Source organism: Trichococcus sp. TS_SC_9 (assembly GCF_056156325.1).
Genome location: NZ_CM149591.1, coordinates 2348341 through 2369581 on the forward strand (window position 1 = coordinate 2348341; position 21241 = coordinate 2369581).

Annotated in this window: 26 protein-coding genes; all 26 read left to right on the forward strand. The window is 43.9% G+C overall.

The features are described 5' to 3' along the window. Nucleotides 1-96: 96 nt before the first annotated feature. The 26 genes from AC0J5I_RS11455 to AC0J5I_RS11580 all read left to right on the forward strand — a co-directional run bounded on the left by AC0J5I_RS11455 (nucleotide 97) and on the right by AC0J5I_RS11580 (nucleotide 21145). Nucleotides 97-426, forward strand: a complete 330-nt coding sequence (locus tag AC0J5I_RS11455; RefSeq protein ID WP_475299899.1) for an HNH endonuclease — start codon at nucleotides 97-99, stop codon at nucleotides 424-426. Nucleotides 427-549: 123 nt separating this feature from the next. Beyond that, nucleotides 550-1791, forward strand: coding sequence for a hypothetical protein (locus tag AC0J5I_RS11460; protein WP_475299900.1), 1242 nt, complete (start codon nucleotides 550-552; stop codon nucleotides 1789-1791). Next, entirely contained in the window at nucleotides 1784-2530 is a 747-nt protein-coding gene (locus AC0J5I_RS11465) for a hypothetical protein (protein ID WP_475299901.1), read from the forward strand. The genes AC0J5I_RS11460 and AC0J5I_RS11465 overlap by 8 nt, the downstream gene beginning before the upstream one ends. A 13-nt stretch (nucleotides 2531-2543) precedes the next feature. After that, the gene (locus tag AC0J5I_RS11470) at nucleotides 2544-2738 is read left to right on the forward strand and encodes a hypothetical protein (RefSeq protein WP_475299902.1); all 195 of its coding nucleotides are present in this window, start codon (nucleotides 2544-2546) and stop codon (nucleotides 2736-2738) included. Nucleotides 2739-2803: 65 nt separating this feature from the next. After that, complete coding sequence (locus tag AC0J5I_RS11475; protein WP_475299903.1) at nucleotides 2804-4213, forward strand: DEAD/DEAH box helicase family protein; 1410 nt, start codon at nucleotides 2804-2806, stop codon at nucleotides 4211-4213. Nucleotides 4214-4296: 83 nt separating this feature from the next. Further along, nucleotides 4297-4773 (forward strand): capsid assembly scaffolding protein Gp46 family protein, encoded by a 477-nt coding sequence (locus tag AC0J5I_RS11480; protein WP_475299904.1) that lies wholly within the window; start codon nucleotides 4297-4299, stop codon nucleotides 4771-4773. Nucleotides 4774-4777: 4 nt separating this feature from the next. After that, on the forward strand, nucleotides 4778-5653 hold the full coding sequence (locus AC0J5I_RS11485) for a phage major capsid family protein (protein ID WP_475299905.1): 876 nt from the start codon (nucleotides 4778-4780) through the stop codon (nucleotides 5651-5653). A 2-nt stretch (nucleotides 5654-5655) separates the two neighbouring features. Next, complete coding sequence (locus tag AC0J5I_RS11490) at nucleotides 5656-6006, forward strand: hypothetical protein (RefSeq protein ID WP_475299906.1); 351 nt, start codon at nucleotides 5656-5658, stop codon at nucleotides 6004-6006. A gap of 5 nt (nucleotides 6007-6011) precedes the next feature. Next, nucleotides 6012-6407: a phage Gp19/Gp15/Gp42 family protein gene (locus AC0J5I_RS11495; RefSeq protein WP_475299907.1), complete on the forward strand. Its 396-nt coding sequence runs from the start codon at nucleotides 6012-6014 to the stop codon at nucleotides 6405-6407. Next, the gene (locus tag AC0J5I_RS11500; RefSeq protein WP_475299908.1) at nucleotides 6394-6732 is read left to right on the forward strand and encodes a hypothetical protein; all 339 of its coding nucleotides are present in this window, start codon (nucleotides 6394-6396) and stop codon (nucleotides 6730-6732) included. The genes AC0J5I_RS11495 and AC0J5I_RS11500 overlap by 14 nt, the downstream gene beginning before the upstream one ends. Then, entirely contained in the window at nucleotides 6725-6958 is a 234-nt protein-coding gene (locus tag AC0J5I_RS11505; RefSeq protein ID WP_475299909.1) for a hypothetical protein, read from the forward strand. The genes AC0J5I_RS11500 and AC0J5I_RS11505 overlap by 8 nt, the downstream gene beginning before the upstream one ends. Further along, complete coding sequence (locus AC0J5I_RS11510) at nucleotides 6959-7294, forward strand: hypothetical protein (protein WP_475299910.1); 336 nt, start codon at nucleotides 6959-6961, stop codon at nucleotides 7292-7294. An 11-nt stretch (nucleotides 7295-7305) separates the two neighbouring features. After that, nucleotides 7306-7866: a phage tail tube protein gene (locus tag AC0J5I_RS11515; RefSeq protein ID WP_475299911.1), complete on the forward strand. Its 561-nt coding sequence runs from the start codon at nucleotides 7306-7308 to the stop codon at nucleotides 7864-7866. A 3-nt stretch (nucleotides 7867-7869) separates the two neighbouring features. Further along, a complete protein-coding gene (locus tag AC0J5I_RS11520) occupies nucleotides 7870-8133 on the forward strand; it encodes a hypothetical protein (protein WP_475299912.1) in 264 nt (87 codons plus the stop codon). Between the two features lie 11 nt (nucleotides 8134-8144). Next, nucleotides 8145-8543 carry a DUF5361 domain-containing protein gene (locus tag AC0J5I_RS11525; protein WP_475299913.1) on the forward strand — a complete coding sequence of 133 codons (399 nt, stop codon included), beginning with the start codon at nucleotides 8145-8147 and terminating at the stop codon, nucleotides 8541-8543. Beyond that, nucleotides 8528-10981: a phage tail protein gene (locus AC0J5I_RS11530; RefSeq protein ID WP_475299914.1), complete on the forward strand. Its 2454-nt coding sequence runs from the start codon at nucleotides 8528-8530 to the stop codon at nucleotides 10979-10981. The genes AC0J5I_RS11525 and AC0J5I_RS11530 overlap by 16 nt, the downstream gene beginning before the upstream one ends. Beyond that, nucleotides 10978-11625 carry a hypothetical protein gene (locus tag AC0J5I_RS11535; protein ID WP_475299915.1) on the forward strand — a complete coding sequence of 216 codons (648 nt, stop codon included), beginning with the start codon at nucleotides 10978-10980 and terminating at the stop codon, nucleotides 11623-11625. Before AC0J5I_RS11530 ends, AC0J5I_RS11535 begins: the two co-directional genes overlap by 4 nt. Next, nucleotides 11625-13223 (forward strand): phage tail spike protein, encoded by a 1599-nt coding sequence (locus AC0J5I_RS11540; protein WP_475299916.1) that lies wholly within the window; start codon nucleotides 11625-11627, stop codon nucleotides 13221-13223. The genes AC0J5I_RS11535 and AC0J5I_RS11540 overlap by 1 nt, the downstream gene beginning before the upstream one ends. Before the next feature lie 3 nt (nucleotides 13224-13226). Beyond that, a complete protein-coding gene (locus AC0J5I_RS11545) occupies nucleotides 13227-15236 on the forward strand; it encodes a DUF859 family phage minor structural protein (protein WP_475299917.1) in 2010 nt (669 codons plus the stop codon). A gap of 15 nt (nucleotides 15237-15251) precedes the next feature. After that, on the forward strand, nucleotides 15252-17681 hold the full coding sequence (locus tag AC0J5I_RS11550) for a hypothetical protein (RefSeq protein ID WP_475299918.1): 2430 nt from the start codon (nucleotides 15252-15254) through the stop codon (nucleotides 17679-17681). Between the two features lie 10 nt (nucleotides 17682-17691). Continuing rightward, complete coding sequence (locus AC0J5I_RS11555) at nucleotides 17692-18039, forward strand: hypothetical protein (RefSeq protein ID WP_475299919.1); 348 nt, start codon at nucleotides 17692-17694, stop codon at nucleotides 18037-18039. 11 nt (nucleotides 18040-18050) lie between these two features. Then, on the forward strand, nucleotides 18051-18188 hold the full coding sequence (locus AC0J5I_RS11560; protein ID WP_475299920.1) for a hypothetical protein: 138 nt from the start codon (nucleotides 18051-18053) through the stop codon (nucleotides 18186-18188). A gap of 274 nt (nucleotides 18189-18462) precedes the next feature. Continuing rightward, a complete protein-coding gene (locus tag AC0J5I_RS11565) occupies nucleotides 18463-18705 on the forward strand; it encodes a hypothetical protein (RefSeq protein ID WP_475299921.1) in 243 nt (80 codons plus the stop codon). A gap of 57 nt (nucleotides 18706-18762) precedes the next feature. Next, a complete protein-coding gene (locus tag AC0J5I_RS11570) occupies nucleotides 18763-19272 on the forward strand; it encodes a phage holin family protein (RefSeq protein WP_475299922.1) in 510 nt (169 codons plus the stop codon). Further along, on the forward strand, nucleotides 19272-20438 hold the full coding sequence (locus AC0J5I_RS11575) for a peptidoglycan recognition protein family protein (protein WP_475299923.1): 1167 nt from the start codon (nucleotides 19272-19274) through the stop codon (nucleotides 20436-20438). The genes AC0J5I_RS11570 and AC0J5I_RS11575 overlap by 1 nt, the downstream gene beginning before the upstream one ends. A gap of 239 nt (nucleotides 20439-20677) precedes the next feature. Beyond that, on the forward strand, nucleotides 20678-21145 hold the full coding sequence (locus AC0J5I_RS11580; RefSeq protein ID WP_475299924.1) for a hypothetical protein: 468 nt from the start codon (nucleotides 20678-20680) through the stop codon (nucleotides 21143-21145). Nucleotides 21146-21241: the final 96 nt, after the last annotated feature.

A 21241-nucleotide genomic window follows, 5' to 3' on the forward strand; every position in this document is an offset into this window, starting at 1 on the left:
ACAAATCGACGAAAGAGCAGCTGCTGATGTGGTTGCTCTTTTTCTATTACTTGTTACAGGTTGTCCCAATTGGTTGGTAAAAGAAAGGAGTGGGACATGGTAAGGCTAGATAAACAAGGAGCACACCGATCCGCATTCGATAAGAACCGTAAGATAATAATTAAGACTCAAAATACTTGTGGCATCTGTGGTAAACCAGTAGACGTGAGTATTAAAGCGCCAGACCCGTTGAGCCCAGTCATTGACCACATCATTCCCGTATCAAAAGGTGGTCATCCATCTGCCATGGAGAACCTGCAGCTTGCCCATTGGACATGCAACAGGCAGAAGTCTGACAAGATGTTTTTAATAAAGCAAGAGGCGCCTCAAGTGTTGGGAAATAGAAACCTTCCACAGAGCATGGATTGGGCCGCTTACAAGGGCTGAGAAACCAAATTCAGATGATTAAAGGCCTGCAGAAGAGGGGGTGGGTCCCTCCCGCCCTCTGCGCTCGCCATTCACGCCGTCACTGTACAAATTTTCTCGCGCGAAATCGAAAGGAGGAAAATAATGAGCGAAAAAGGCATTGATTATTTAAGAAAAAAGCTCGATGCACGCAAATTACGCGTGGATTTGCGCTACAAGCAATATGCAATGAAGCATAACGAGCAAATGGTTGGAATAACGATTCCGCCAGAGATCCAAAGTCGTTATCGGTCGGTTATAGGCTGGTGCGCAAAAGGCGTTGACAGCTTAGCCGATCGTCTAGTGTTTCGGGAATTTGGAAATGATGATTTTCAGGTAAACGATATTTTTAAGGTGAATAATCCCGATGTTTTTTTTGATAATGTTGTACTGTCGGCACTGATCGCCTCGTGTTCGTTTGTTTATATTTCGAGAAACGCAAACGACGAACCCCGTTTACAAGTAATCGGCGCAGGCGACGCAACAGGTATCATCGACCCTATAACAGGACTTTTAACGGATGGCTATGCAGTGCTTGATCGTGACGAAAATGGAGCTGCCACAATAGAAGCACATTTTTTGCCAGGACGAACAAACTATTACTACAAAGATAAAAATATCCAAGATATTGAGGTTACGCATAACTTTCCGCACCCCTTGCTGGTGCCGGTTATTCATCGTCCGGACGAAGCAAGGCCTTTTGGGCGTTCGCGGATTTCAAGGGCAGGGATGTATTATCAACGATACGCTAAACGAACGCTTGAACGAGCGGACATAACAGCGGAATTTTATTCATTCCCTCAAAAATATGTGACCGGCTTAAGTAATGATGCCGAGCCGCTGGAGAGCTGGAAGGCAACGGTTTCTGCAATGCTGCAGTTCACTAAAGATGAAGACGGAGATAAACCGACGCTCGGTCAGTTTACAACATCATCGATGTCTCCATTTACTGAACAGCTACGTACGGCGGCTGCAGGATTCGCCGGGGAAATGGGCTTGACGTTGGATGATTTAGGGTTTGTCTCAGATAACCCATCAAGCGTAGAAGCGTTGAAGGCGAGTCACGAAAATTTGAGGCTTTCAGGTCGTAAAGCGCAACGTAGTTTAGGATCAGGTTTGCTAAATGTCGCATACACAGCCGCTTGTTTGCGAGATGATTTCCCATATGCTCGCAGTCAATTCGTTAAAACCAGTCCGAAGTGGGAACCGTTATTCGAAGCAGATGCGAACACGCTGACACTTGTCGGTGACGGAGCGATTAAACTAAATCAAGCTGTCCCTGGATATGTCACCGGAGAAACAATCCGTGATTTGACTGGCCTGAAAGGAGGTGGTACCGATGGATGATATCGTCCCTGGGCTGCTGGAGAAAATCCAATTACAATTTGACGAACGGACATACAACAGCGATAAGCTAAAAAAAGCGTTAAAGCTTATGAAAGTCAAAAAAGCTACTTATCTCGATGTGAATGACTTTGCTGTTGAGGTTGGCGAAATACTCGCCGATGTTCTCAGCTCCAACATAACGGCCGGTGTTCTGCCGAACGGAAACATGTACTTTAACATTGCTGATCGATTGTTAAACCCTACTATGCAAAAGAATTTTGAGTTGATCACTGGTTTTGCCGGGGATGTGCAAACGGATCTAAATCATGCTGCAGGTTTAAAGTTAAAGGCTCAAATTCCTGGTATTAGCCAAGATCGGATTGATGGAATTGTGAACCGCATATCATCTGAGTCTGATTTCGAAAAAGTGAAATGGCTATTGGATGAACCGATTGTCAATTTTAGCCAGAGCATTGTAGATGATGCGATTCGTGCGAACGCTAACTTTCATGCAAAAGCGGGTTTAAGACCAAAAATCACGCGCAGAGTATCCGGGCGCGCGTGTGATTGGTGCCAAAAACTCGCGGGAACCTATGATTATGGTGAGGAGCCGAAAGATGTGTACCGCAGGCATGAGCGATGTAGATGCACCGTTGATTACAACCCGGTAGAAGGAAAACGCCAAAATGTATGGACAAAAGCGTGGGTAGATCCCGAAAAAGACGCAAAGATAAAAGCAAGGATGCAAATCGGAACATGAAAGAGGTGATGGCGTGGGTAAAGGACAAACGTTAGTGATTTGGCTACCGAAAGGAGAAACTTTGTATTTTGAGAATGTCGAAAAACTTGAGAATACCGATAGCGAACTTAAATTTGATTACCTTGGAGTAAGTACGGGGAAAATGCGATCCGCAATTTTTAATCAGATAAACATTGCTGGATTTGCGCTAGAAAAAAAAGAGGATTAGAACATTTAATTCATCTTTTCCCAGCGATAGGGTTATCATGCTATCAAGATTGAGAGGGGATTTACATGACTACTAAAGCAAGACTTGGTAATCAATTTCCTACTCAATCGGTAATTTTGCCATATGACAAAAGTCTCTATCAAGAAGCGATAGATTTTTATCACAAAACCAAATGCAAATGCTATGAGTGGCAGCTGAACATGCTGAAGGCGATCATGGCAGTCGAAGATGATGGCTTATGGGTGCATCAAAAATTCGGTTATTCAATTCCGCGCCGAAATGGGAAAACAGAAGTTGTTTATATTTTTGAACTTTGGGCGCTTGAAAACGGATTGAGCACTTTACATACTGCCCACCGCATCAGCACATCTCATTCGTCTTTCGAAAAGTTAAAAAAATACTTGGAAGACTCCGGTTATGTGGAAGGTGAAGATTTCAATTCCATCAAGGCCAAGGGGCAAGAGCGGTTGGAGCTTTATAAATCAGGCGGAGTGATCCAATTCCGAACGCGGACATCTAGCGGAGGCCTCGGTGAAGGTTTTGATCTTTTAGTTATCGACGAAGCGCAAGAGTATACGACTGAACAAGAGTCAGCTTTGAAGTATACCGTTACCGATAGTCGCAATCCGATAACAATTATGTGCGGAACGCCTCCAACGCCTGTTTCGAGCGGCACCGTCTTTACTGATTACCGGGAAAAAACCTTGTTTGGCCAATCGAAATATGCAGGCTGGGCAGAGTGGTCTGTTGAAGATATGACTAAAATTGATGATGTGGAAGCCTGGTACAATTCCAACCCTTCGATGGGTTACCATCTGAATGAGCGGAAAATCGAGGCGGAACTCGGCGAAGATGAGCTGGATCACAACATCCAACGTCTGGGGTATTGGCCGAAGTACAACCAAAAGTCAGCCATATCAAAGAAAGAGTGGGAAGACCTGAAGGTTAAGGCGCTGCCGATTTTAAGGGGTCCGCTTTTTGTTGGTGTCAAATACGGAAACGATGGCGCAAACGTTGCGATGAGCGTGGCCGTTAAGACGCTATCTGGCAAAATTTTTGTGGAAACACTGGACTGTCAATCTATTCGAAATGGTAATCAGTGGCTCATTAATTTCTTCAAGGAAGCGGACATTGAAAGTGTCGTAATCGATGGTCAAAGCGGGCAGAGCATTTTAACAAAAGAAATGAAAGACTTCAGGCTTAAGGCACCTGTATTGCCGACTGTAAAAGAAATCATCAATGCCAACGCTTCTTGGGAACAGGGGATATACCAGAAAAATATTTGCCATGCTGACCAGCCTTCGTTAAATAAGGTGGTAACTAACTGCGACAAACGAAACATTGGCACAAGTGGTGGTTTTGGATATAAATCGCAATTCGATGATATGGATATTTGTTTAATGGACAGTGCTTTGTTAGCGCATTGGGCTTGCCATAACGCGAAGCCGAAGAAAAAACAACAAATTAGGTATTAAGCGACGCCATTCTTTATGGTCGTTGCTTTTTTAATACAAAATTACCGATACCGCCGGGTTAAGCGGGAGAAAGGAAGATAAAAATGGCAGATTTTAAATCAATTGAAACACAAGAGGAACTGGACCGAATTATCCAGGAACGTTTAAGCCGTCAAAAAGAGTCCATTGAAAAGCAATACGCTGACTACGAAACCCTTAAGGCGGAAAAACAAGAATTAGAAACAAAGGCAGCTGCTTTTCAGGCAACCATAGAAGAGACGAGCACCTCTACTAAAGCGCACGAGCAAACATTAGCTGATCTGAATGCAAAAATAGCAGGCTATGAAACTGCAAATTTACGTACAAGAATCGCTTTGCAAAATGGATTGCCGTTTGATTTGGCGGACAGATTGGTTGGCACTGATGAAGATAGCATTAAGGCTGATGCGGAACGATTAGCTGCGTTTGTAGGCAAGCAAACTACTACGACACCTTTAAGAAGTACGGAACCGCCACTCGGAGAAGGAAAAGATGCAGCATACAAGTCACTATTAGATAATTTAAATTTAGAAGGAGAGTAATACAATGACATTATCAAGAGGAAATTTATTTGACCCGGAATTAGTAACAGATTTAATTAATAAAGTTAAAGGGAAAAGCTCACTAGCGGTCTTATCTCAACAAACGCCGATCCCTTTCAACGGACAGAAAGAATTCACGTTTACTATGGACTCTGAAATCGACGTTGTTGCCGAAAATGGTAAAAAAACACACGGCGGCGTATCAATCGAACCATTAACAATTATTCCGATCAAAGTGGAATACGGCGCGCGTGTGTCTGATGAGTTCTTACTGGCTTCGGATGAAGAAAAAATCAGCATCATCAAATCTTTTAACGATGGATATGCAAAAAAATTAGCAAAAGGTTTAGATTTGATGGCAATGCATGGTGTTAACCCTAGATCAGGTTTAGCATCTGCCGTTATTGGTACAAATCATTTCGATAACCGCGTAACACAAAACGTCACTTTTACTTCAGCTACTCCAGACGATAATATCGAAGCGGCGGTTGCTATGGTCCAAGCCTCCGGTGGAGTGATTAGCGGTATGGCTATGTCACCAACGTTTTCTGCCGCTTTGGCAGCGTATAAGGTAAATAACGTCAAACAGTTCCCAGAGTTAGCTTGGGGAGCTAATCCAGGATCTATCAATGGTCTTAAAAACGACATCAACGCGACTGTTTCTGCATATAATAACGACCATGTAATTTTGGGAGATTTCGCAGACAGCTTCAAATGGGGTTATGCAAAACAAATTCCGCTTGAAATTATTAAATACGGAGATCCTGACAACTCTGGCCAAGATTTAAAAGGTTACAACCAAGTCTACCTGCGTTCTGAGACATACTTGGGATGGGGAATTATGGATGCCGAGAGCTTTGCGATCGTTAAGGGAGTGTAATTATGAAATATAAAAATACACGAACGGGGGCTGTTATAAGCAGCCTCTCTACCATTTCGGGAAAATACTGGATTGAAGTCGAAGACCGTGCCAGCGATAAAGAAAAAGAAAAAGTCGAAGACCAAGGCAGCAACGAAGAAAAAGTAAACACTGATGTACCTGATAAAGTAACGGATACCCCAGATGTAAAGCAAATTGTTGAAGAGGTCGTTGAAGAAATTGACGCTAGCTCAGACAGAATTGACGGTATTACTGTGAAGCAAATCAAACAAGAGCTTGATGCTTTTGGCATTAAGTACGATCCTAGGTTAAAGAAACAAGAGCTATATGAATTAATGCTTAATGGGAAGTGATCATTATGTCATCTTTTGCAACAATCAGCGATGTGGAAACGCTGTGGCGCTATTTAAAGCAGGACGAAACAGACAGGGCAAGTTTTTTACTTGAGGTAGTGTCCGACTCATTGCGCGTTGAAGCGGAAAAGGTCGGCAAGGACTTGGATGCGATGGTCTTAAAGAGTGCTGCATATGCAAATGTAGTTAAGTCTGTCGCTGTCGATATCGTTGCCAGAACATTAATGACGTCCACAGATCAAGAGCCTATGACACAATTCAACCAGACCGCCCTGGGCTATTCTGCCTCAGGGTCTTTTCTGGTTCCTGGCGGCGGCTTATTCATAAAAAAATCAGAATTAGCTAGATTGGGTTTGCGAAGACAGAGATATGGGGTGATGAACCTTTATGGCGATAATTAAAGGTATAACGGTGACTCTGATTGGGAAAGAATTTGCCGGTAAGGACCCATTCGGAGCGCCTATTTTTGAAGACAAGGAAATAATCGTGAATAACATCCTGGTCAGCCCGACATCCGCTGAAGATGTCATTAACCAACTCACAATCACCGGGAAAAGGGCGGTCTACACACTTGCCATTCCTAAAGGTGATGAAAATGTATGGGAAGATCAAGAAGTTCATTTCTTCGGAGAAAAATGGCGTGTTTTTGGAATTCCTTTGCAAGGAATCGACGATCTTATCCCCCTTGCATGGAATAAGAAAGTGATGGTGGAACGATATGATTAGTAAATTTGAGTTAAACCGAAAAGGTGTGGCTGAATTAATGAAATCTGACGGAATGCAATCGGCATTGAATGATCATGCGTCCGCAATTCGCAAGCGCTGCGGAGACGGATATGAGCAGGATATTTTTGTCGGGAAAAACAGGGCAAACGCAATGGTTAGCGCCGGAACTGCAAAAGCTAAAAAAGATAATTTGAATAACAACACATTGCTGAAGGCGGTCAAATAAATGATTGAGACGATTATTAAAAACCACCTTGATTTAGAACTAGAAGTTGGGGTCTTTCTTGAAAAACCTAGTTCAACGATCGAAAGTTATGTTGTTTTAGAAAAAACAAGCAGCGGCAAGAGAAATCATCTGCCGACTGCTGTTTTTGCGTTTCAAAGTTATGCAAAAAGCTTATATGCTGCAGCTGAGTTGAACGAAAAAGTAAAAAATGCAGTAGAAAACTTAATTTGGTTGGATGAAATAAGAGGAATCAGCTTAAACAGCGACTACAATTTCACCGATACAACAACAAAGGAATACCGGTATCAAGCTGTATTTGATATCGGACATTATTAGGGGGAAAGTATATGTCAACAACAGAAAATGTATCGACGGCAAAGCCTAAGGTAGGTGGAGCGATTTATTCCGCCCCGTTAGGAACAGTTTTGCCAACGAGTGCGCTCACGGCTGTCGGAGTAGATTTTAAGAGCCTGGGCTATATCTCTGAGGATGGGATGAGCAATGCCAATTCTCCGTCTACGGAAACTATAAAAGCGTGGGGCGGCGACATTGTCGATATGGTGCAGACGGAAAAAGGGGATACGTTTAGTTATACATTGATCGAAGCGACTAACGTTGATGTCCTGAAGGAGGTCTACGGCTCTGCAAACGTGACTGGAACGATTGATGCAGGTATTCAAATCAAAGCGAATTCGAAAATGCTGGAAGCGCACTGTTTGGTGGTTGATATGATCCTGAAAGGCGGCGTTTTGAAGCGAATTGTTGTCCCAAATGGCCAGGTATCGGAAATCGGTGAAATCGTATATGGGGACGCTGAGGCTATCGGATACGAGACTACGATTCAGGCGCTACCTGACGAAGAAGGAAACACGCACTATGAGTATATCCAGAAACCGGCGGAGGGGTAATCAATGATTAAAGGAAAAACTAAATCAGGATTTTCGTATGAACTAGATAAAGACCGCTTGAACAACTACGAATTACTGGAAGCAATCGGAGAGTTAGAAGAGAATCCACTGGTGCTGTCTAGCGTAGTGAATTTGTTATTGGGAAAAGAACAAACTAAAAAACTGAAAGACCACCTCAGAACCGAAAACGGGATTGTCCCGACTGAAAAAATGTCAGAAGAAATCACGGAAATTTTCCAAAATCAAGGTGAAACAAAAAACTCCTAGTCCTCGCTGGAATGATCAATCTAGACGAGGAATCCTTAATCTGCGACCTTGCAGAAACATACCAAATATACGATTACAAACGGCTGCCAATTCAAACGGTTGCCGTTTTTTCTTGTGGTTTGAGAGAAAATTCCAGAATAAAAATGAAACTCAGCCAACAAACCGCTTCGATCGAAACTATGTTATTGGCCGGAATTAGCGACAAGTTGGGTATTCTTCTTTGGGCGCAGACAAAAGATGGCCAGAAGGGTAAAAATCGCCCGATCTCTATCCTGGAAAAAGTGCTTAATCTGCCGAAAAAAAGGAAAGAAGAAGTCGCGTTTGCTTCAGCAGAAGAATTTGAATCCACAAGGAATCAATTATTGCGAAATCTAAAAGCGGGAGGTGATTTAGATTGGCAACAGAATTAGGGCAAGCCTATGTGCAGATCATGCCGTCCGCAAAAGGGATTAGCGGATCTATCCAAAAACAATTGGATCCAGAAGCTGAAACTGCTGGAAAAAGCGCCGGAATGAAAATTGGCGCCGGCTTAATGGTAGCCGCTACTGCAGCAGTCGCCGCAACAGGTGTGGCACTTGGTAAAATCATCTCTTCATCTTTGTCGGAAGGGGCGAATTTACAACAATCCTTAGGCGGCATTGAGACGCTGTTTAAAGGCAGCGCGGATAAAGTAAAACAATATGCAAACGATGCGTATAAAACAGCCGGATTATCAGCAAATGATTACATGGAAAGCGTAACGGGTTTCAGCGCAAGCCTCCTGCAGTCCATGGGTGGAGACACAGAGAAGGCTGCCGAAACTGCAAACATGGCCTTGATTGACATGTCTGATAATGCAAACAAGATGGGAACCAGCATGGAATCCATTCAATATGCATATCAAGGGTTTGCGAAACAGAATTATACAATGCTGGATAACCTTAAACTTGGGTACGGCGGTACCAAAGCCGAAATGGAACGCCTACTGGCAGATGCTACTAAACTAACAGGCGTGGAATACGATATTAATAACTTAAATGATGTGTATAACGCAATTCACGCTGTCCAAGAAGAACTGGGTATTACTGGCACGACCGCGAGAGAATCCGCAGAAACTTTTAGCGGTTCGCTTGCTTCGATGAAGTCGGCATTTTCAAATGTTTTGGGCGGCCTGTCACTTGGCCAAGATATACAACCTGCACTTCAAGCGTTGGCAGAAACAACTTCTACTTTCTTTTTCGGAAACTTTTTGCCGATGGTATCAAACATTTTGAAATCTTTACCAAGCGCCATTGCCACATTCTTCCAATCGGCCGGACCTCTATTCACGCAAGCGGGAACAGAATTTTTAAATAATTTAGGGATTGGCATTTCAGGAGGAATGGGAGGGCTCCTCGCAACGGTGATGACTACTATTTCTCCGATTGTGAATGCTTTTCAAAACGTCTTTGGACAATTGCCAGCCTTGTTTCAAACCGTTGTGGATGCAGTATCCCCGATCATCACAAAGATTGCTACAGCTTTCACTCAGCTGGATTTTAGCGGACTCCAAACACTGATAACTGCCATCGTTCCAGCGATAACGAACGCATTTAGCGTGATGATGTCTATTGTTAGTCCAGCGATAGACATGGTTGTCAACTCGTTTGTTAAGATGTGGAACGCGATTCAGCCGCTACTAGCAGTATTAGCTGATGCATTAATGCCGGTCCTTCAGGTGGTCGGCGCGTTCTTGGGCGGTGTTATAAAAGGGGTTCTGATTGGTGTTTCTGCCGCATTCGATTTCATAAGGACGGTTGTCGAACTGCTTACCCCGGTAATTTCTTGGCTTGTAGAAGCGTTCAAATCATGTGTACCAGCGCTAACAGTAGTAGCTGAATGGGTAGGTGTAGCGATCGGCATGTTCACCAACTTAAGCAGCTCAGGAAACTCGTTGAAGACAATCATAAGCAATGCATGGACCAATATTAAAACAGCGATATCTACGGCCGGAAGCCTTATTTCAAGTGTAATAAACACAATTAAAACGGTTTTCAGCTCGTTAAGTTCTGCCGGAGGTTTGCTGAGCGGCGGATTGAGTTCCGTTTGGAATTTAATCAAGTCAGCTATTTCATTGGCCGGTAGCGCGATCACCGGAGTGATCAATGGTATTAAATCAATATTCAGCGGATTAGGAACGGCCGGAGGTTCTTTGCAAAGCAGCATGAGCAATGCTTGGAATAGTATGAGAAGCACTATTTCTGGAGTTGCTTCGAATATCACCGGAATCGTAGATGGAATTAAAAATACATTTAATGGATTGAAAAACATCAGCTTGAGTGGTGCTGGATCCGCAATCATGAATGGATTCTTAAACGGTTTGAAATCTGCATATAGTGGCGTTCAGAACTTTATTGGAGGAATTGCAGGATGGATTGCCAAGAACAAAGGGCCTATCTCGTATGACAAAAAGCTGTTAATACCGGCTGGTAATGCAATTATGAACGGGTTGAACAAAGGGCTGCAAGATCAATTCGAAACAGTAAAGAAAACCGTTAGCGGAGTGGCCGGAAGCCTGCAAGATGAAATGGGTATAACGTCACTATCGAGTATGATGGCTGATGAGCTGGATGGCTTTAAGAACAAGGACATAGAAGCCGATTTTTCTAAAAATTTGTTATCCGGTAATCAAATTTATTCTCAGGACTTCGAGATGACAAATATCCAAAATAGGCTTGATGCGATTATTGCTCTTATCGCTGAGTTTTTCGAGGGTTATGATCCAAACAAACAGATGGTTATGGACACCGGCGCACTGGTCGGAGAAATCCGGTCCGAAATCGACAAACAACTAGGCAACGATTACAGATTGAGGGGGCGAGGTAGATGAACGAAGTGTTTTTTGACGGCATAGCATCATTCCGTGACTGGGGGCTTTACCTTACCTCGCTCACTATCGATGCTCCGAAACCGAAAGAAATCTATGTGGAAATACCGAATGGAGACGGCGCGTTAGATCTTAGCGAAGCGCTGACCGGAGAAGTGCATTACGAAAGTCGACCGTTTGAAGCGATTTTCGCGATTAAGCCGGAAACTTATTCCGTTGAACTGGTGAGGTGGATGATTGGATATCTGAACGGCAAACAGCGGACCATCCGAACAAAAGAAGAACCCGGCTATTACTTAATCGGCAGATGTGCCACATCACTCAAAAATGACGGCGTTCTAGCTACTTTAACCGTGAAGGCAACCTGTCAGCCATGGAAGTTTAAAAACGACGTAACGGCAATAAACGCGACCATTGGAGCGAGCGGCACATTAACAATTAACTTGACGAACGAGCGTAAACGGGTAATACCGACGATTACGGCAAGCGCGGCAGTAACGATCGCATTCGATGGCAAGATGATCAGCGTGAACGCCGGTACGCAACGATTTACCAATATCGCATTAAGCTATGGCGATAACGCGCTGACCATCACCGGAGCAGAAGGCACGACGGTATTGTTCGAATATCAAGAGGGGGCGTTATAGTGGTTTATACAGTCTATTGCGACAATGAATTGCTATTCGACCCCCGGGTTGATGAACTGGTTATCTTTGATAAAAAAGTAGCGTTGGAAGTCAACAAAACGGGGTCATTTGATTTTAAAATCTACCCATCCCATCCGATGTATGACCGCATCAAACGGCTGAAATCATCTATCGAAGTTTACCAGGATGCTTATATGGTATTCCGTGGACGCGTGCTGGATGATGTCCAGGACTTCGACAATGCGAAGGATGTCATCTGCGAAGGGGATCTTGCTTTTTTAAATGATGGTATCATTCGGCCGTACACCTACTCCGGTAGCGTGTCCGGATTTTTAAGCTATATCCTGATGGAGTATAACGCACAGGTGGAAGAGACGAAGCGCTTTGTTTTGGGGAGTGTGACTGTGACTGATCCGAACGACTACATCACACGTTCGAGTATCACGGCAGCGAGCGCGTGGGATGTGGTTAATGACAAACTGATCAAGTTGTTGGGCGGTTATATCAGGATTCGCAGATCAGGCGGCATCAACTACATGGATTATCTGGAAGACAGCACCGCTCAAAGCCTTCAGGAAATCAAACTGGGAGAAAATTTGCTGGACCTGAACAAAGAAATAAAAGGCCAGGACATTGTAACAGCTTTGATCCCTTACGGCGCTAAGCTGGGGAATGACACGGATGAGCGCCTGACCATTTCGGACGTGAATGGCGGTATTGATTACGTGTACGATCAAGCGGCTGTCGATGCGTATGGTTGGATTTTTGATACAAAAACATGGGATGACGTGACAATCGGAAGCAACCTGCTCACAAAAGCGGCTGCCGAACTTGCGAGCCGCATCAATCTGAACGTATCGCTTGATGTTTCCGCGATCGATTTGTCCATGACGGATGATCAGATAGACAAACTTCGTTTCTTTGAATACGTAAAAGTAAACAGCCTGGCCCATCAGCTGAATGAATTCATGTTGATCCAGAAGTTGACCATCGACATGGACAACCCGCAAAACAACAAACTGACGCTGGGGACAAACTACGCGACTTTTTCGGAAAGTCAGCTGAACACAGAAAAAGCGATCGAAAACGTATCGAATAACCTCAGCGAAACGAACACAAAAACTCAAAATTATGTCACAGATCAAGTTACCACGCTGAATTCGAATATCGAACAATCTGCATCAGCGATTCGAATGGACGTATCCGAGACCTACACATCCAAATCAGAATTGGAGCAATACAAACTTGATGTATCCACGACATTTACTCAAACAAATGATTCTTTTAAGTTTGATTTCGGCACATTGGAGCAGTTTATTACTGATTTAGGTGGCGAAACTTCCGCATCCTTCACAGAAATCCGTAAATTTATCCAATTTCTGGATGGAGACATCATTCTGGGTGAGGTAGGCAATCCGCTGAAGTTGAAAATAGAAAATGATCGTATTGCGTTTATTCTGAACGGATTGGAAGTCGCCTATTGGAGCGACAGCAATTTCTACATCACAGAGGCGCGGATACTGACTAGCATCCGGATAGGGAATTACGCTTTCATTCCAAGAAGCAACGGAAATTTATCATTTAAGTGGGTGGGCTAAAACATGGCATTATCAGGCAGCTTTACACAGGGTTTCTCTAATAATGGCGCGTTTCGCCTGCGCGTTGAGTGGAGCGCTACGCAGAACATCAATGAAAATTACTCGACCGTTACCGCTCGCCTATACATCGATTCTTTGCAGTCATGGGCGAGCGTATATGATGCGACATCATCCAGCACGAGCTTATCAATCAACGGGAACACGAAATACTTTTCGAATAATTCCACTATCAATGCATGGCAATCGAAATGGCTGGGTTCGCATACGGTCACGGTGTATCACACGAATGATGGTTCCAAATGGTTCGATATATACGCTACTCATAATTTTGACATCACGTGGAACGGTTCATATATCGGCGTTGTGGATGTTTACGGTTCTGCTTGGCTGAATACCATCCCACGCGCATCGGTTCCGACCGTGGCGACGATGGGCATCCAGTACGGTGATAATATCCATGTGAATTTGAATCGAGCGAGTGAAGATTTTACACACTATGTTTCGATTGACATCGGCAATGTTAAAACCGACATAGGCAGTATGGATCGGTACACGAATAGTTTTGATTTTGTTTTGCCCTTGGATTGGTGCGAGCGGATTCCTACTTTAAATGCTAATTCTGGGAAATTCACGGTTCACACATATAACGGAAATGGCGGTTACATCGGAACCAATGAAGTGTGGTTCACTGCAAACGTTCCGGCATCGGTGATCCCAACGGTTTCCGCTGAACAAGTCACTCATGTTGAAGCGGTGGAGGGACTTGCGTCGAAATTCAACGCTTATGTGCAATCAAAATCCAAAATCCGAGCAACGGCGGCCGGCACAGGCGCGTTTGTTGGCGGGGTGCAATGTTCATCTATCGTGGGTCATAAAATCGAAATGAACGGGCAAATTTTCAATTCCAACGATGCGACGAGCGAGGTCCTGAATGTTGCTGGAAGCCAAACCATCAAATATACCGTAACAGATTCGCGGGGGCGAACCGCATCCAGGACCGTGACGATTTCGGTGCTGCCTTATTCGGCACCTGTCCTATCATTGCTCAAAGCAAGTCGATGCGAATCTGATGGAACCCCGAACGATGAAGGGGAATATGCGAAAGTGACTATTGGCGCCACGGTTTCGGCCGTGAATAACCTGAATGACAAGATATTCACGATTTCGAAAAAAACCGTTACAAGCGAAATATGGACGAATCAAAATATCGCAAGTCCGGCGTACACAATTGAAACAGATGTGATAATTTCGGATATCAGTGGTAATAATGCCTGGGATATTAAATTCACAGTTAATGATTATTTCAGCACCGATGACAAAGTTTCAAAAACGATGCAACTATCCACCGCATTTTCTTTGATCGATTATTTCAATGGCGGCAAAGGATTAGCATTCGGAAAAGTCGCGGAAAAAGAAGGATTTGAAAATAATCTGAAGACCTGGTTTACAGGTGGGATTGAAACAATCGCATTACCAACCGGAGATGGCACGTTGCTTTATTGGCAGAACGTTCTAGGGGGCTATTATCATGCTGTTCTCGGTTCCGTCACTGGTCAGCCTAGCCCTAGTGGATTGGTTCAAGTAATTAGACACGAAACTGATTTTTCTGTCATCTGGCACGACCTTACATCACGCAACATTTACCGTCTATATGGATCCGTTACGGCCGTTAATGGGTGGACCCTGATCAGCGGGGCGCCGGTTACTTTTGCACCGACGCTGCTAAATGCTTGGGTTAATTATGGCGATGGGTTCGCGGCTGCTGAATACTGGAAAAATTCGGACAACGTTGTTCACATTACCGGATTGATCAAAGACGGCGGCGTAGCGGATGGGACAGTCCTCTTCACGTTGCCAGTCGGATTTAGGCCAGGGCTGAAAGAGCTTTTCCCGTCCACTCTCAGTAGTGGGACTGGGCGAATTGATGTGAATGATAACGGTAATGTGGTTGCGAAGATAGTAAGTGCTGCATACACCTCGCTTGCTGGTATAACATTTATAGCAAAAAATTAAAAAAGGAGTGATTTGATGGTAGTGCCGAAAATATTACACTATGCAGTAGAATTGAGAGCTGTGAGGCCGAAAGTGGAATTCTCGCGACTTCCCGTAGTTTATACAAATGATTTAAGATCTGCCGAATTTCAATTCGAGATAACTGATATGAGTGTTACTGATTTATCAACCGCCACGGCTACGACGTTGTTGTATATGCGAGATGGTTCTTTCTTCCAGAACCCGAAAGAAGACGTCGGCTTAGTCGGGACCACATTCAGTTATGCACTAAAAGAAAACGAAGGAAATCATGCCGGGATTGCAAAAATACAGCTGATTGTAACAATTGGTGAAGCTGAGTACGCCACTAAACTTTATGAATTTGAAATCATCAACGGTTTGGAAACGAAAGTCGCCCAGGAAGTCATGATTTACGACTGGACCACTTTAACAAGGGATGCGCGGGCGTACATTGATCAGTTTGTTGCAGATGAATTATTGCGAGATGCGCAGTTCGATAACGCTCAGTTCGACCGCAATATCACCTTTGTGGAAACCCAAAATCAACGAGCTGCAGATTTCACGGCCGCTCAAGATTCGAGAACGGCAACGTTCAATGCTTCAGAGGTTTCTCGCACGCAGACATTCACGGCGTCGGAAGCAGGCCGCGAGCAAGAATTCGATCTTGCAGAGGCGGGACGTGCTGCCGGATATACTGCCGACCACAGCCGTGCAGAGACCGATCATACTATTGCGGTGGATGACAGCGAGCAAGCGGCTACAGATCACACCACAGCGATAAATGACCATACGTTAGCAGGCACTGATCATACCAGAGCCGAGGCCGATCACACTAGGGCGGACGCTGACAGCGCTACTGTTGCTGGGTTTAATGGCCGACTGACAGCGGAGGAAACAGCAACAGCGAACAACAAAATTTCAACAGTTAAAGGCAAGACGTTCGCGGATGTGGATGCACGGTTTGAAGATGTTGAGGCAGATACAACAACGATGGGGAATAACGGAGTGTCAAATGGTAATTTCAGCAACGGTACTACTGGATGGACTCCATGGGCTGGTACTTTATCTGCAGCGAATAACATACTTAGTTTGGCTAATGACGGCACCAACCAAAGTGCAAGTGTGGCACAGAATACGTCTCTGCTATTGACAAATGGTAATAAATACTACGTCCGCGTTAATGCTAGGGTTCGTTCTACATTGGCGAATAAACTTGAACTTCTAACTTATGGATCGTCCCCGATTGTATCAATAGCATCGTTATCGACTGTTAATAATCCGATCGGAGATCAATGGTATGCACTTAGCGGTATCTGCACACCAACAACTCAAACTGTAAATCTCAGAATGTTCCTACAACATCAATATGCAGACGCTGCAACGGCTTTGGGTAAAGTTATGGAGTTGCAAAACGCATTCGCAATTGACCTAACCGCCACATTTGGCAAAGGCAACGAACCAACAGCCGAACAGATGGATGGCATCCTGGCGAAGTTCACGAACTCATGGTTCAACGGAACGGCGAATCTATTCCGAGCAAATGCAACGCTGAATAAGCTGATGGCCGTTGATGCACGGACGGAGTTTGAAGCGAGGAATGGGGTTTCTAACGGTGATTTCTCAAATGGTACAACGGGATGGACGACGGTTGCAGGAACTTCCGCGGTATCAAATAGCCTATTAACATCGACAGGGGATTCGAATAGCGCAACACCACGTTTATATACATCTCCAATACTAGAAAACAATCATAAGTACTACATTGTCGCGACAATTAAAGTGCTTTCCTCTGTATGCCAAAAAATAGAAACCTACCTAACAAGTGTGGGAACAACTATCGCCAGTGTCTTAAACCCGGTTATTAATACTCCGTATAGGCTTAGCGGAATTTATACTCCAACCGGATCGGTTGGTGCGCTGGGATTAAGGCATAGTTATGTAGATGCCGCTACAGCTAATGGTAGCGCGGTACAAATAAGTTATGTTTCAGCAATCGACCTAACCGCCACATTCGGAGCCGGAAAAGAGCCCACGCTTGCCGAGATGGATAGATTGATGGCACGATTCCCGAACTCATGGTTTGATGGTGTGAAGCCGATCCAGACGATCGAAACATTGTATCAGGAAAAGGCAAACAAGGCGCAAGAAGCGTGGATTACGCCGACATTGACAAACGGCGCTACTGGAACAATTCAGTACCGTAAAAATGAATTTGGGAGAGTTGAATTCAAGGGCACCTTAACAGGCACACAAGGCGTTTCCGTATTCTCGTTGCCAGTAGGGTATGCTCCAGCTTCCACGTTTAGAACCGCTTGTGTTAAGACAGATGGTACTAGCGGTGTGCGTGGAATTTACTTAATGAGTGCCGGCTCTGTTTACTTAGAGCAACCGTACGGAACTTATGAGGTAGACATGAACGGTCTATCATTCGTACAGAAAAACTAGGAGGCATAACATGAAACTATTCAGAAAAACCGACACCACAACAGGCAACTTTTTGGAGGATGTGCTTTTTGAAAGCCATCCTTGTTTGATGGAAACAGTCCTGGTTGATGTGACCGATGAAGAAGGAATCATCATACAGGTTGAAGAAATTCAGCCGGCATTGGATGCAGAAGGCAATTCGCAGCTTGATCTGCAGTATGTCGAAGAAGCGCCGCCGCAAGGCTTGTATCTGCCGAGGTGGACAGGAATGGAATGGGTGGAAGGTGGACAAGCACCAGAGCCGATACCGCAAGCGCCAAGCGAAGCTGAACGGATTGAAATGTTGGAAAATACGTTGTTATTACTGATGATGGAATAGGAGAAATGGAGATGAATGATATGTATGCATTTTTATTAAACATGTGGATTATGGGGAAAGTTGACGAAGCGTATCTATCGACGCAGGTCACGAAAGGCCGGATTACTGAAGAAGAAAAAGCGATGATTTTAGCAACGCCGCAACTTTAAAAGTCGCGATTGACAAGTGAAATCCAATAGGGTTAGCCTTAGGTGAATGGGGAAAGTTACCATTCTACATCGACCATAGGAGGAACAATATGAACGATTTTCACAAAATGAGCCCAGAAGATAAAGTCGCTTTTTTAGTGGCACTTCTGACTGTCAAATAGCAAGGCAAAAGAAGGTTGTCCATCCGGGCAGCCTTTTTATTATTGATTCAACAGGTCAACTGTATAAAAATGGGAATCCCGTTTGTTATAATAAAAATAAAGGGGTTTTTCAGATGATAGAAATTTCAGTTGACTATTCATACTCAGAAAATTATACCTATCTTTCGGATATCTCAGTGAACATTGAGGATTCAATTGAGAAGGAAAGAATCGAAAGAATAATCGAGCAAAGTAACTTGATAGGTAATCTAGAGTACCCAGATCGAGATTTTCAAAGACGTGTTGCAGAGCTTCTTAATGTAGATGAAGGGTTAATCTCTGTTGACATGAGTGAGATAGATGCATATTCAGAATGAACAAAAAAAGACAGTCCTAGTGGCTGTCTTTTTATTATGGGAAAAGGAGAGTGGAAAATGACGGAAATAATGAATTTGCTTAAAGGTCAGCTGTCAAAAATGAACGTTGATGGATCGTGGATATTTGGGGCAGTTTCGGGAGGTTTGACTATTGCCATTCCACAATGGATTTTCAAATCAGAGTGGAGCATGAATCACACTGTATTAATAAGCATTCTGATCGGGGTCATCGCCATGGAATGGATTGTCGGCAGTCGTCTAGCCACGAAGTCGCCGGTTCAAAAAAATTCCAGTTCGGTTGCGATTGACTCTGCGATCAGAGACGTGATCATCATCGGGATGTGCGCAGCCGGATATGGTTTTGATTTCTTGTTCAATACCGGAAGCGTGATTTTTGTGATCATCACAGCAGCATTTATCTACCATAACTTCTATTCGTTGGTGGCTAATTTCGCAGTCCTGGGCTGGGAAAAACATTTCCCAATGTGGTTACTTAACTGGTTGGATAATGAGATCGCTGCTAAAAAGGACAAGTATTTCCCGGTAAGAAATAAGGAGGAAAAATGATGACTTACGCAATTAATGATAGACGCGCTTCCGCACTAGGTGGACAAAGCAAGGATCGCAACCGATCGGCAATAACGACAATCGTATGGCACTATTCGGCTGTCATGCGTAAGGTGCGTAAATTTATCACTGGTCATGAAGAATATTGGAAAAATACGCTTGGTTGGGATCGGGGTGGGTATCATTTTTACATCGACGCCGATGGTAATATCTGGCAAAACTACGACTACGAGCGAATCACTTGGGGAGTCTATAATAATAACGGCTATTGCGTTCACATCAGCGTGGAGGCCGGAAACGGCAATGATTACTCCCAGGCGCAGATTGATGCACGTGAGTGGCTGACGCGCAAAATCATGGGGGATTTGAGCGTGCCAGCAAGCAAAGTCAAGGGACACTGGGAAGTTTATAATAATTCGGCCTGCCCAGGTTATTCGAAAGAACAAATGGATGCATTTCGCGCGAGGTTGGGGCAATCCGCAGTTGCGGCGTCGGAACCAGTTGCGCCGATGCGTGTCCCTGTAAATTATAATAAAATGGTCGCTTACCCTGGATACTCGATTGATTCCAATCCCTGGGGCGAACCTGGTCTAGTTAATTGGGGCAAAACAGACGACATTATTGGCAATGTCATCTCAATTTACGAAGAAAACGGCAGCGGCGAATACGCCAATGGCATCAAAGTCGGATGGATTGACAAGAGGGCCTTGATTGACGTTCCTGCACGCGTGCCAGTCAGCTACAACGTCACCGTGAAGGTCGGCGGCTATTCGATTGACTCCCGGCCATGGGGTGAACCAGGCTTCGCGAACTGGGGCACAACAGATGCGTTTATTGGTAGCACGATCCCAGTGATCGAAGAAAATGCATCCGGTGAGTACATCAATACTAGTCTAGGATGGATCGATAAACGTGCAGTCGAAAGAGAGCCGGTCGTCGTTTCCTCCACGCTGCACCTTCCTGCAGGCCAGACCTGGATCGTTTATCCGGAAAATGGGCCATATAAGGCCGGTAATGTGATCGCGGTCGAACAGGCATGTTCTTGCTTGATTCTGGGTGATAAAGGTCAGGGGCTTATTGTAGTGGATTTAGAAGGTGGCGTTGGACGCGTGGCGATTCGGTACGATGAGTCGAAGGGCGCAAAAATCACAAAACAATACGCATAATCCGAACTATATTTTTTGGCCAGACTGAAAAATTCAGTTGAAACCGAACGATTGGTAGTTCAGTGATGCATGCGAGCAAGCGAAAAACCCTCACTCTTAATCGGGTGGGGACTTTTTTTGTTTATATTTTCTTAATACCTTTCCAGATCCGCAAGAGATATTGCACAAACCACTTCAGTTTTCTCTTATGGTATTTTTATTTATGGTATCCTAAAGTAAAACTTATGAGGGGTAACTATATGAATTTACTTGATGAAGCAGTGAAGAACTGGGGTTTCCCAGAAATTCTTTTGAATAATTACGATAATTTGAATTTTGATTTCTTTTATAAAGAAGATGGAAATGTTAATGGCTGCAGATTTTTTGTAAAAGAAAAATCCGGTAAGATTCTATTCACCATGGATTTTTATATGTCATATCGCGATAGCAAAATGAGAATATCAAGATCTACCAACGATGCAATTAAGATAGGGTATATTCAAACTGGAGAGGATGAACTCAGAAGAAAAGGGATAGCTACGTATTATATTGATAACTTAAAAACATATGCTAAGAGTATAGGTATAAAATATATTACGCTAGATGCTTGCGTTCAAAAAAATAAAAATGATAAAGACCCTTATTTAAACGTTTTAAACATAGAAGATTTAATAGCATATTATACAAATTTTTCAGATGATGAAATTCAGTTTATCATTACGAATTAAAATTTACCCATAAATAAAATCAATTCTTACAAAATACGTATCTATTAAGTGAGGCTGGTTTCTATCCCCCCAAGATCGGCCAGTCTCATTTTATAT